Below are 12,608 nucleotides of genomic sequence, written 5' to 3'. Positions count from 1 at the left end.
ATTCCGCCCTTCCACCGAATGGTTCACTCGTATCTCATTTATAAATCAAGAGCTTCTTCCCTGTACAGTTTTCTTAGACTTCTCCCCTGTAATATCATTGAACGTGCCTACATAGCGGACGTCTTCTCCCGTCTCATCCTTCACCGCACTAATAGTTAGCCACTGTAAATACTGCTGACCATTCTTACGTTTGTTCCAGATCTCTCCCTGCCAAATGCCCTTCTCCTTAATTTCCGCCCACATCTGATTATAGAACTCTTTAGGCTGGCGTCCGGATTTGAGTACGCTTGGCTTCTCTCCTACCACTTCTTCCTCCGAATAGCCTGTAAGCTGACAGAACGCAGGGTTCACCGCCATAATCGTGCCGGAAATGTCTGTAACGAGAACTCCCTGTCCTGTCGAGTTAAAGACCTCGGATTGCAGGGATAAGCGGTCTTGATAGTACATCCAGACCACCAGCACCAGGCTGGCGAGCGCTACCTGGGACAAGAGCATAAATCCGATGGCATATTGACCGGTTGCACTATGAATCGCCGATAACATAATAGGCGGGAAGAAGCCGCCAAGACCGCCCATCATAGAGACAATCCCGTTCACCACGCCGGCTTGCTTGTTGAAATAGAATGGAACGAGCTTGAAGATAACCCCGTTTCCGATACCTGCACACACAGCAATAGCCAGGCTTCCTACCGAATATAGACCAATGGATGGCGAGAAGGCCAGGAGAATAGCCGCCAAAGTATAAGTGGCAAATGTCCCCATAAGAAGAAACAAAGGCTGAAAGCGGTCTGCCAGCCATCCGCCTACTGGTCTAAGGAAAGTGGCGACCGCGATAAAGCCTGCCGTCCGCATACCAGCATCCACTTTATCCAGTTCAAAATTCGAAACGAGGAAGTTTGGCAGATATACCGTAAACGCTACAAAGGAACCAAAAGTAATGAAATAGAAGAGCGAGAAGAACCACAGCTTTTGATTCTTATATACACCCTTCATCTGTTCGATAATCGGCGTTTTGACCTTGACCTCTTTACGGTCTCCCAAGAAGAGGTTCAGCACGATGAAGACCAGCAGGAGAATCAGATACAGCTTGACTGTAGGAGCCCATCCAATTTGTTTAGCTATGATCGGTGCTGAGAAGGTTGTAACCGCAGTTCCGATATTCCCCATACCGTACACACCGTTAACCAAACCATGCTTCTCTTTAGGATAGTATTTGGGAAGCGAGGTAACACCAACGGAGAACACCGCCCCGCCGATCCCGAGGAACAACCCCCCGATGATGAGATCAGTCAAGCTTGAAGCCTCACTTATGTAATAAACGGGGAACAGCAGGAGGACAAAGCTGACCAAAAATATGATTCTTGCTCCAAAAATGTTAGCGTAATAACCTAACGGAATTCGTAAAACAGAGCCAAGGACCACAGGTATGGCCGTCACCATGGATAATTTGCTTGCAGGAATCTGAATGTCATCCGTAATAAAGGGCATCAAGGATGAGATAATCACCCAGATCGCAAATCCGACGATCAGATTCAAAGTTTGCAGAGGCAGCTGCATTTTTCTAATCATTCTACTCACCTTTTCTACAATTTAACTGGAAAATCCCAGAGTTACAGTTTCTTATCCTATTGTATTCCTACTCTGAAATTGCAGATATAGGGGAGTCCCCTCTCCCGGGCAAGGGAATCCCCGATATAAGTCCGGATTCTTCAGCGAAGATTGTGTTTTAATTCCCTATCTGATATCATTTCATTGAACGAACGTTCAGTATAATAAAAGGAAAGGTTATCGCCCTATGAATAAAAAACAGCTTCTTGCCAACCAAACCAAAAATAAAATTGCAGCTGCGGCCAAGACTCTTTTTGCTCAAAAGGGCTACAAAGGGACCTCTATTGAGGATATTGTTGCGGCTACGAACTGCAGTAAGGGAAATATCTACTATCATTTCAAAAGCAAAGAAGGTCTCTTCCTGCACCTGCTTGAGGAATGGGACATAGAGTGGGAACAACAATGGTATGAGAAGGAAGCCAAATACGCGTCCACTCGGGATAAGCTATTCGCCCTAGCCGAGCTGCTGATAGAAGACGACTTTAACCATCCTCTAACCAAAGCTGCCGACGAGTTTCTTTATATTGAAGATAAAACCGGGGATGTTGATAAACGCTATACAGAAATGCTAATGAGCCATGTTGAGTTCTATAAGAAACTCCTCCAGGAAGGAATCAACCAAGGTGAAATTAAGAGTGGGTATGATGTGAGCCATCTCGCCATTCTATTAGAAGGATTATGGCTTGGTCTCACCCAGATCGCCAAGCGCACGATTGAGCTCAGTGAGGCGTTGGCTATGTATAGAACAGCAATCCGAGTGATCTTGGATGGTATTTTTAATGAGGATTCAAGGCAATCCTAACTTATACATAAATATAGAGAGGTAAAGCAAAAATGTCATTATTAGCTCGTAATCGCTTCGCAATTCCAATTCTTATGTTTAATATCCTGCTTGTGTTTACAGGTATTGGGCTTGTCATTCCAGTAATGCCCACCTTCATGAATGAACTGCATCTGAACGGCAGCTTCCTCGGTTTTATGGTCGCCGCTTTTTCTTTAAGCCAGCTGTTATTTTCTCCCTTAGCAGGTAAGCTTTCAGACTCCATTGGACGCAAGAAGAATATCATAGCAGGTATTGTTCTCTTTGCTCTATCTGAATGGCTCTTCGGAGTTGCTAGTCATCCGGTCCTTCTCTTCCTTGCCCGAATCGTAGGTGGAATTGGCTCTGCGCTGGTTATGCCGTCAGTCATGGCTTATGTGGCCGATATGACAAACAATGAAGAGCGTGCTAAAGGTATGGGCCTTATTAATGCAGCAATTACTACAGGCTTCGTGATTGGTCCCGGTATTGGTGGTTACCTAGCAGAATACGGAATCCGAGTCCCCTTCTATACCGCTGGAATAGCTGGTGCCTTCGCGGCAATCATCACCTTGTTTGTGCTGCCTGATTCCAAGCCCGAACAGCATGCTCCGGAGGATTCCCTTGCTGCAGCGAATGAGAAGAAACCAGGAATCTTCAATCAACTGATGTTAGTCTACCGGGAGCCCTATTTTATAAGCCTGATTATTGTCCTGGTAGCCTCTTTTGGACTGGCTAACTTTGAAACGGTATTTAGTCTCTTCATGGATCATAAGTTCTCTTATACACCTAAAGATATTGCCTTTATCATCACCTTCACCTCGATTGCAGGGGCAGTTGTACAGTTAACAGCTTTCGGCTGGCTGCTTAACACGTTTGGAGAAGGCAAGATCATCAAGTTAACTTTGCTTACGGCAGCCGTATTCACATTACTTGTACTGTTTGCAAATAGTTACTGGACCGTATTAGCTGTAACCTTTGTCCTGTTCTTATCAATTGATATTCTTCGTCCGGCTATTGGAACATATATGTCCAAGCTCGCCGGCCAGCAGCAAGGGTACATTGCCGGATTAAATTCGTCATTCACAAGCATGGGGAACATCCTAGGGCCCCTAATTGCGGGTGTGTTATTCGATATTAATATTACCTTCCCTTATATCACGGCCAGCATAGTTATTTTTATCAGCTTTGTTCTTGCTCTCAAGAGTATGCTTGGCCGCGAAGAACTTAGTAAGAGTCGTCTGAAGTAACAAAACACCTTCAAGGTAATGCCCATCTCTTGCGGGATGGCATGTATTTCCTTGAAGGTGTTTTAGTTTGCACATTCGTTGATATTGATCAAAAATCAAGCAATTTTTTCTTAAGCGCATATTCCACCAGCTCCGGCCGGTTCTTAAATTGCAGCTTCTCCATAATTTTAGCCTTATGAGCTTCAACAGTTTTCACAGAAACAAACAACATCTCCGCAATCTCCTTATTCCCATACCCCTTAGCGATCAACGGAAGAATCTCCAGCTCCCGCTTAGATAAGAGCTCGAATGGGTCATCCGAGTGGGAGGGTTTATCCTTATCCTTATTGATAAATTCGCGGACCAGTGAGGTCGCCATTTTCGGGTGAATATAGGTTCCGCCGCTGTAAATGGTTCGGATCGCAAGCAGAAGCTCCTCGTCCGGAGCATTCTTCAGCACATAACCGGATGCGCCACTCTTCAAGACATGGAACAAGTAGTCTTCGTCATCATGCATCGTCAAGATCAGAATCTTGGTATCCGGGAAATCCTCCTTAATCTTGCCGGTAGCAATCAGCCCGCTTTCTCCCGGCGGCATGCTGAGGTCCATAATCAGAATATCCGGACGACATTTGGCCGTCACTGTATAAGCCTCCATGCCGTCTGCAGCCGTCCCGATGACCTCCATATCCTCTTGAAAGTTCAGGATCATCGAAAATCCGCTGCGTACGATTGCGTGGTCATCTGCAATTACAATTTGTATCATGCTTTAGTCCTCTCCTTTTTCATTTCCGACTGGAATCTGCAAAAGGATCTTGGTTCCGGAGCCAGCCCTGGACTGAACGCTGAAGCTTCCGCCAGCCAATTCTGCCCGTTCCTGCATTCCATATAGCCCCATACCCGTTCCAAGCGGCTTGTCTCCAGGCTCAAAGCCCACACCTTCGTCTTCAACCCGCAAATACAGCATTTCACCCGTATCTGTTAACGAGACATGAACCGTATCAACCTGTGCATATTTGAGCGCGTTTAATAATGCTTCCTGGCAGACCCGATAAATCACCGTCTCCACTTCGCTCCTATACCGCTTCTGTGACAGATCTGAGGTAAATTCGATTAAGAACCCATAATTCCGTTCAAGTCTCTTGAAATGCGAGCGGAATGCTGCTTCCAATCCGAGATCATCAAGGGCAGGAGGACGCAGTTCAACAGACAGGTTCCGGATATCGTCAAGCAGGCGGGTCATAGAAGCCTCGGTCTGCTTCATCTTCTTCAGCAGCTGCTCATCCTGGGTCATATACTTTAGCACCCGAAGATCGACAACTGCGCTCATCAGCTCTTGGGCAACACTGTCGTGCAGCTCGCGGGAGATACGTTTGCGTTCGTTCTCCTGTGCCTCGATAACATGCTTCATCATCTTGTTCTGATACAAATTCTCCTGAGTCTGAAACTGCATCGTTAGATCCCGCAGCATAAACACACGGATCCCGTAATCAGGATCTATCGTATGGAAAGAGGCCGTATAGGGAACAACCCCCTTCCCTTTTGTCTCAAGATAGACTTGGAAGGAGCTAAGATTCTCCGTCTCCGGAATTTGAAAATAGCATTCCAGGCAGGTTATAGCCTCTGTATCGCTAGTATAGCCGCGGCAGGTGGCGCATAGGGCGCGATGCTTCCCCTGATAAAGCTGGATAAGCACATCCTCACCTACAATTTCTTCTGCAGCTGGATTCATAGCTATCGTCTTTCCATTACGGTCGAAGAAGAATATCGCTTCCGTACTGTTCTCAAACAACTTCATCAGCAGCGGGATAAGATAATCTAATTGGGTCTGTGTCATCAAGAAGTCGTCATTTCCTTCCCGTTCAAATCTCTGAATCCCGTTCGGGTCAATTCTACCATGGCCTGAAGCTGTTCATTCGTTACCTGGTTCTCGCCTCTGAATGCCCCGAGCAGAACCCCTTCAACCCTTTGATCATTCCACAGCGGTACTGCACCCATACTCTTCAAGCTCTCGGATTGAGCGATCGGATAGTTAAACAGGCTGCTTGAACCTATAACCTGTTCAATAGAAGGAATTAAGAGCGGCTTCCCGATCTTAAATACCATTCCGGCAATCCCTTTCCCGGATTGGAGCACAATCCGTTTATAGCGATCATTCTTATTGCCGGAAGCATACTTCCATTTGATGACATAGTTGTGTTCTGCCGATTCAACAAGGGCCAGTGCCATGAAATCAAAACCGAAGGTTTCCCGAGCCAAGTCGAGTTCCCTCTGGAATGCCACCGTATTCTTCATCGTTCAATCTCCTATGGAAACTAGAAAAGAAGGCTTAGCCTTCTCTTCTAGTTTGATTTATGTCTTCTATACAGAATATAACTTCTGCCAATATAATTCAATGGAACACTCCATACATGCACGAGACGACTGAATGGCCAGAAAGCAAAAATAGCAAATCCCATCAGCGCATGCAGCTTAAAGGACAAAGGAACATCTGCCATCAGCGATGGATCGGGTCTAAGCGTGAACAGACCGCGGAACCAGACTGAAATCGTCTCCCGGTAATCGAACTCTGGTTGAACCGCATTCGTAACGAGCGTAGCATACATGCCCATGCAGACGATAATCAGCAGCAGAGCATTGACAGCCAAATCAGAGGCCGAGCTTAAACGGCGCACATTCTTCAGCGTAAAACGCCGTGCGGTTAGAATTAACATACCGATCAGTGTCATCGCTCCGAAGATACCGCCAATATAAACCGCACCGATATGATAAAGATGGTCGCTCACCCCAAGGGCATGCATCCATGATTTAGGGATGCCAAGACCGGATACATGGCCAAAAAATACCGGAATCACGCCAAGGTGGAACAGAAGGCTTCCGGCCATAAGCCGCTTTTTCTCAATAAATTCACTGGATTTAGCCGTCCAGTTGAACTGATCTGTCCGATACCGGAAGATATGACCTACAACAAATATAACTAAGCATAGGTAAGGAAAAATAACCCATAAGAACTGATTTAACATATTCATGATTCATGGACCCCCTGTCTTACACAGGCCTTTAATGTTTGACGCAGCCCCTTGATCAAATGAACGTAAGGACTGTTCTTCTTCTCAAGTGATTTGAGCAGATGATAAGTGCCGTCCTCCAGAATCATGATCGGCATTTTGAAGTTCTCAGGGGTGCGCGGGTCCTTCCTCCACTCTGCCGCATAGAAGAATTCACACATCAAGGGAAGATAATCCGGGAGTTCCCCTTCCGGCATATTAAGCCCGTAAAGCTCATACAGCATCTTGAGCTTTGCCAGCATTTGCCCGCGCTCTTTAGCGTCTTCAAACTTAAAATAAGTCATATAAAGTGCACAATTTTTATCGAAATCATAGGTCTCTGTATACAGCTCTCGAATTTCATCCATACTGAGATTCTGCATTTCTGACCAGTAAGTATGGACATGGGAGTAGGCCGGATGCTGTGCGTCAAAAGCCTCTTCCAGCATGGAAGGGTGAAAATCCAGCTTCTCAGGATACATCAGCTGACGCGAGAAGAAACCGAGTGAGTTCTTATACTCGTACAGCTGTGCCACGTCAATCGCATCAATCACGCCAAATCCCCCCGTAGAAATTCTCTCCGAATTCTTTGCCGGATTCCTCCGTCTTGACCGGGCTTTGGTTCATGCTCTGAACCGCGCCACAACCGCTGCAGCCCTGCCCCACACCAACATCGCCCATCACATGATTGAATCCGGCGGAACCTTGAGCACGGTAAGGATTCATGTGCTCCTCTTTATGGGAAGAAGGAATCACGAAGCGGTCTTCATACTTCGCAATCGCCAGCAGTCTGTACATTTCCTCCGTCTGTTGCGCCGTCAATCCAACCCGCTCAAGCCGGCTGTTGTCAAATTCCATTCCGCTGGATTTAGAGCGCATATAGGAACGCATCATAGCCATGCGCTGCAGAGACTCCTTGACGGTGACCGTATCTCCCGCAGTAAGAAGATTAGCCAGATACTCGATCGGAGTCCGCATTTCTTCAATAGCTGAGAAGATCGCGTCTGGATTCTTGATAGAGTCTTTACCTTCGAAATAGTTCATAATCGGGCTAAGCGGCGGAACATACCAGACCATCGGAAGCGTACGGTATTCCGGGTGAAGCGGGAAAGCAAGCTTATATTCGATCGCCAGCTTATAAACCGGAGAATTCTGAGCAGCTTCAATCCAATCTTCCGAGATTCCATCCCGTCTTGCCTGGGCAATCACCTCTGGATCGTTCGGATCCAGGAATAGGTCGCATTGCTCTTTATAAAGGTCCTTCTCATCTGGTGCAGATGCGGCTTCGAGCACGCGATCGGCATCATAGAGCAGAACACCTAAATAACGAATTCGTCCGGTGCAGGTTTCAGAGCACACGGTTGGCAGGCCTGCTTCTACCCGAGGGAAGCAGAAGGTGCACTTCTCTGCCTTATTCGTCTGCCAGTTGAAGTAAACCTTCTTATAAGGGCAGCCTGTCATGCAGTATCTCCAGCCCCGGCACGCTTCCTGATCTACGAGGACGATACCGTCCTCGTCCCGCTTATACATGGCTCCCGATGGACAAGAAGCCACGCAGCTTGGATTCAAGCAATGCTCACAGAGCCGGGGAAGATACATCATGAACGACTTTTCAAAATTGAACTTGATCTCTTCCTCAATCTTCTTAATGTTAGGGTCAAGCGGTCCAGTGACATGGGCTCCAGCGAGATCATCCTCCCAGTTCGGTCCCCATTCCAGATTCATTTTCTCCCCGGTTACCGCGGAATGCGGCTTAGCTACCGGGGAATGCTTCTGTTCCTTGGCTTGAGTCAGATGGTCATAGTTATAGGTCCATGGCTCATAGTAATCTTTCATTTCAGGCATATCAGGGTTATAGAAAATCTTACCGAGCGCAACCTTGGAGAGCTTATTCCCTGCCTTCAGCTCCAGCTTGCCCTTGCGCAGCTCCCAGCCGCCTTTATACTGTTCCTGGTCTTCCCAGCGCTTCGGGTAACCGATCCCAGGCTTGGTCTCTACGTTGTTAAACCAGATATATTCAGCGCCTTTGCGGTTTGTCCAGGTTGTTTTACAAGTTACGCTGCAGGTGTGGCAGCCGATACATTTATCTAAGTTCATGACCATTCCGATTTGTGCTTTAATCTTCAAGCCAGTTGACCTCCTTCATTTTACGGACCGCTACATATACGTCACGCTGATTGCCGATTGGCCCATAATAGTTGAATCCGTAGCTGAGCTGCGCATATCCGCCCACCATCTGAGTCGGTTTCAGATGAATCCGTGTCGGAGCGTTATGGCTGCCGCCGCGCGTGTCTGTGATTTCAGAGCCGGGCACGTTGATGTGTTTGTCCTGGGCATGATACATGAACATCGTGCCTCTAGGCATCCGGTGGCTGACAACGGCTCTAGCTGTAACCACTCCGTTGCGGTTGTAAACTTCTACCCAGTCGTTATCGGCAAGCCCGTGTGCCTCTGCATCCTCATTGTTGATCCACACGGTTGGACCTCCGCGGAACAAGGTCAGCATGTGCTGATTATCCTGATAAGTGGAGTGAATATTCCACTTGCCGTGCGGTGTCAGATAGCGGAGCACCAGCGTATCCATACCGCCTTTGACCTCTTTGTCTCTTGGCCCGAACACCATTGGAGGCAGGGTTGGTTTATAGACCGGAAGTGCCTCTCCAAACTGAAGGAAGATTTCATGATCCAGATAAAAATGCTGTCTGCCAGTCAGGGTGCGGAATGGAACCAGACGTTCGATATTCGTTGTAAATGGTGAATAGCGCCGCCCTTGCTTGTTCGAACCGCTGAATACCGGCGTTGGGATAACCTCTCTCGGCTGGGCAGTGATGCTCTGGAACGTGATCTTCTCTGCTGCGCGGTCTGCCGAGATATCCTTCAGCGGAACGCCATGCTCTTTCTCTGCCTCTTCATAGGCTTTCTGCGATACACGTCCGTTCGTTGCGGATGATAAGTGCAGAACTGCGTCTGCAGCCTGACGCGCACTTAGGATCTTCGGCAGGCCATCCTTGATCGAATTATCATAGTACACACCGTTCAGCTTCTTAAGTTCCTCATATTCTTCCGCGACCGAGAAGCTGACCCCGTGAGCGCCTGTCTTGCCGATGGCTAAGTTGGGTCCGAGCGAGATAAATTTGTCATGGATCTTTGTATAGTCACGTTCTACAATGCTGAAGTTCGGCATGGTCTTGCCGGGTACTGCCTCAATCTCTCCCTTGGTCCAGTCCTTGATCAGACCCATAGGCTGGGCAATTTCTCCGACGGAGTCATGACCGAGAGGAGCAGTAACTAAGTCTTTATAGATGCCAGGCAAATGCTCTTTTGCCATCTCGGAGAACACTTCGGACAGACGGCGGTAAATATCCCAGTCCGACCGGGATTCCCACAGCGGGTTAATCGCCGGATTGAACGGATGCACGAAAGGATGCATATCCGTTGAGGACAAGTCCGTCTTCTCATACCAGGTTGCCGCTGGCAGCACAATATCCGCATACAGCGGGGTTGCCGTCATCCGGAAATCGAGGGTGACCATCAGGTCTAGCTTGCCTTCGGTATCCTCCCGCCAAATGATCTCTTCAGGCTTCTGCTCTTCATTTGGACTGGCCAGCAAGGCATCAGATGCCCCGAGGAGATGCTTCATGAAATACTCTTGCCCCTTGGCCGAGCTCGAAATCAGGTTCGACCGCCAAATAAACAGTGACCGCGGGAAGTTCTCAGGCGCGCCCGGGTCTTCTACTGCAAAGCGGGTCTTGCGCGATTTAATCTCCTCCACCGAATGGCGGATAATCTCTTCATTCGATTTCTTGCCTGCCTGGGCCGCTTCTTCTGCGAACAGCAGGCTGTTCTTATTGAACTGCGGATAAGATGGCAGCCAGCCCAGACGAGCTGCCAGCACATTGTAATCCGCTGGATGCTGGTAGTGAACATCCCCGGCGGTTGGAGACTTCAGCGAATCCGTTCCGCTCTCCTCATATCTCCACTGCTCTGTTGCAAAGTAGAAGAAGGAGGTGGCATTTTGCAGCCGCGCCGGGCCCTGCCAATCCTTCGCGAAGGCAATGGTAGACCAACCCTCGATCGGACGGCACTTCTCCTGTCCCACATAATGGGCCCAGCCGCCGCCATTAACCCCTTGAGAAGCGGTTAGCACGACAAGGTTCAGGATAGCCCGATAGATCGTATCGCTGTTGAACCAGTGGTTGATGCCGGCACCCATGATGATCATGGAGCGTCCACCTGTATCCAGAGCGTTCTGGGCAAATTCTCTGGCGATTTGTACAACTACGGACGGTTTAACGCCTGTAATCTTCTCCTGCCAAGCCGGCGTATAATGAGCTGATGCGTCATCATAGCCCTTGGCGTTGTACGGACTCTCCGTCCGTGCTACACCGTACTGGCTCATCATGAGGTCGTAGACGGTTGCTGCTAGGCGCTCTGTACCATCCGCTAGACGTATTTTCTTAACCGGAATAACCCGCTTGAACGTTCCGTTCTTCGCATTATCAAAGTACGGGAATACAATGGTCTCCCACTGTTCTCCATGGCCTTCAACGGAAAGTGCAGGCTCGACCTTGGTTCCATCCTCCCGCTCAAGGATCAGGTTCCACTTCTTGCCCTGCTCCCATCTCTGACCCAGTGTGCCGTTAGGAACCATCAGTTCACTGGCAGCCTCGTCATAGATGACCGGCTTCCAATCAGCATTTGGCGAAGTATCTCCCAGATCACTTGCTCTAAGGAAACGGCCGCCCTTCCACGCATCCTCATGAGAATCTAATAGAATAAGGAACGGCATATCTGTATACTGCTTAGCGTAATTCAAAAACATAGGTTCTTTGCGGTCTTTATAAAATTCATCCAGAATGACATGGGTCATTGCTTGCGCCAGAGCTGCATCCGTGCCAGGGTTCGGAGCAAGCCAGTTGTCGGCAAACTTCACGTTCTCCGCCAGATCCGGAGCTACAGACACGACTTTTGTCCCTTTATAGCGCACCTCTGTCATGAAATGAGCATCTGGAGTACGGGTAAGAGGCACATTTGAGCCCCACATGATCAAATAGCCGGCGTTGTACCAATCCGAGGATTCCGGTACATCGGTTTGCTCGCCCCAAATTTGCGGGGAGGCCGGCGGAAGATCCGCATACCAGTCATAGAAGCTAAGCATTTGACCGCCCAGCAGAGAGATAAAGCGTGCACCCGATGCATAGCTGATCATGGACATCGCAGGAATAGGTGTAAAGCCTGCAATCCGGTCAGGACCATACTTGCGGATGGTGTAGATCAGCTGCGCCGAGATCAATCTCAGAGCATCATCCCATCCGACGCGTAAGTGGCCGCCCTTTCCCCGTGCAGATTTATAAATCTTGGCCTTCTCAGGATTCTCAACAATGCTTGCCCAGGCATCTACTGGATTGCTGTGTTCTGCCAGAGCAGCTTCCCACAGCCGCCAGAGTTTTCCGCGCATATATGGATATTTCACACGAAGCGGGCTGTATTCATACCAGGAGAAGCTGGCACCACGCGGACAGCCGCGCGGTTCAAACTCCGGCATGTCCGGCCCGCAGGAAGGATAGTCGATTTGCTGATTCTCCCAGGTAATGATGCCGTTCTTGACAAACACCTTCCAGCTGCATGAGCCGGTACAATTCACTCCATGTGTTGTCCGCACAATTTTGTCATGTGACCAGCGCTGCCGGTATACGTTCTCCCACTCTCTATTTTTCTCCTCAAGAATGGACCAATTTCCGGAGTAACTTTCAATAGGTTTAAAAAAATTCAGGCTTCTTTTTCTTTTCATTGAGGCAGGACGCTCCTTTGCATAAATAATTCACGTAACTTAAAAGAGCCGCAAATTTATACTCTAATTATGAAAGGAACTAATGATTGTTCCCATTAGGGAATGTCCTATTGGCTCCTGAGGAAATCCCTGTG

Annotated in this window: 10 protein-coding genes; 2 read left to right on the top strand and 8 right to left on the bottom strand. The window is 48.5% G+C overall.

All coding sequences use genetic code 11. From position 1 onward, the window contains the following. Positions 1–45 precede the first annotated feature (45 nt). Positions 46–1,569, bottom strand: coding sequence for a nitrate/nitrite transporter (locus tag DCC85_RS10570; RefSeq protein ID WP_108465556.1), 1,524 nt, complete (start codon positions 1,567–1,569; stop codon positions 46–48). Between the two features lie 226 nt (positions 1,570–1,795). On the opposite strand from DCC85_RS10570, the gene DCC85_RS10565 reads away from it, so the two are divergent. Together DCC85_RS10565 and DCC85_RS10560 are read left to right on the top strand one after the other, a co-directional pair. After that, positions 1,796–2,410: a TetR/AcrR family transcriptional regulator gene (locus tag DCC85_RS10565; RefSeq protein ID WP_108465555.1), complete on the top strand. Its 615-nt coding sequence runs from the start codon at positions 1,796–1,798 to the stop codon at positions 2,408–2,410. 32 nt (positions 2,411–2,442) lie between these two features. Further along, positions 2,443–3,657 (top strand): MFS transporter, encoded by a 1,215-nt coding sequence (locus DCC85_RS10560; RefSeq protein ID WP_108465554.1) that lies wholly within the window; start codon positions 2,443–2,445, stop codon positions 3,655–3,657. A gap of 88 nt (positions 3,658–3,745) precedes the next feature. Here the strand turns inward: DCC85_RS10560 and DCC85_RS10555 are convergent, their stop codons facing one another. Genes DCC85_RS10555 through DCC85_RS10525 form a run of 7 tightly spaced genes read right to left on the bottom strand, consistent with a single transcriptional unit; the run spans position 3,746 to position 12,474 of the window. Next, positions 3,746–4,399, bottom strand: a complete 654-nt coding sequence (locus DCC85_RS10555) for a response regulator (RefSeq protein WP_108467811.1) — start codon at positions 4,397–4,399, stop codon at positions 3,746–3,748. Positions 4,400–4,405: 6 nt separating this feature from the next. Continuing rightward, positions 4,406–5,473: a sensor histidine kinase gene (locus DCC85_RS10550; protein WP_108465553.1), complete on the bottom strand. Its 1,068-nt coding sequence runs from the start codon at positions 5,471–5,473 to the stop codon at positions 4,406–4,408. Continuing rightward, a complete protein-coding gene (locus tag DCC85_RS10545; protein ID WP_108465552.1) occupies positions 5,473–5,931 on the bottom strand; it encodes a GAF domain-containing protein in 459 nt (152 codons plus the stop codon). The genes DCC85_RS10550 and DCC85_RS10545 overlap by 1 nt, the downstream gene beginning before the upstream one ends. Before the next feature lie 47 nt (positions 5,932–5,978). Beyond that, a complete protein-coding gene (narI, locus tag DCC85_RS10540; RefSeq protein ID WP_108465551.1) occupies positions 5,979–6,665 on the bottom strand; it encodes a respiratory nitrate reductase subunit gamma in 687 nt (228 codons plus the stop codon). Further along, on the bottom strand, positions 6,662–7,237 hold the full coding sequence (narJ, locus tag DCC85_RS10535) for a nitrate reductase molybdenum cofactor assembly chaperone (protein ID WP_234414421.1): 576 nt from the start codon (positions 7,235–7,237) through the stop codon (positions 6,662–6,664). The genes narI and narJ overlap by 4 nt, the downstream gene beginning before the upstream one ends. Continuing rightward, on the bottom strand, positions 7,230–8,810 hold the full coding sequence (gene narH, locus DCC85_RS10530; protein WP_108465550.1) for a nitrate reductase subunit beta: 1,581 nt from the start codon (positions 8,808–8,810) through the stop codon (positions 7,230–7,232). Before narH ends, narJ begins: the two co-directional genes overlap by 8 nt. Beyond that, positions 8,800–12,474 carry a nitrate reductase subunit alpha gene (locus tag DCC85_RS10525; RefSeq protein ID WP_108465549.1) on the bottom strand — a complete coding sequence of 1,225 codons (3,675 nt, stop codon included), beginning with the start codon at positions 12,472–12,474 and terminating at the stop codon, positions 8,800–8,802. Before DCC85_RS10525 ends, narH begins: the two co-directional genes overlap by 11 nt. Positions 12,475–12,608: the final 134 nt, after the last annotated feature.

Origin of the sequence: Paenibacillus sp. CAA11, from assembly GCF_003060825.1 — a bacterium.
GTDB lineage: Bacteria > Bacillota > Bacilli > Paenibacillales > Paenibacillaceae > Fontibacillus.
The sequence above is the reverse complement of the archived record's forward strand: the minus strand, read 5'-3'. Positions and strand labels throughout refer to the sequence as shown.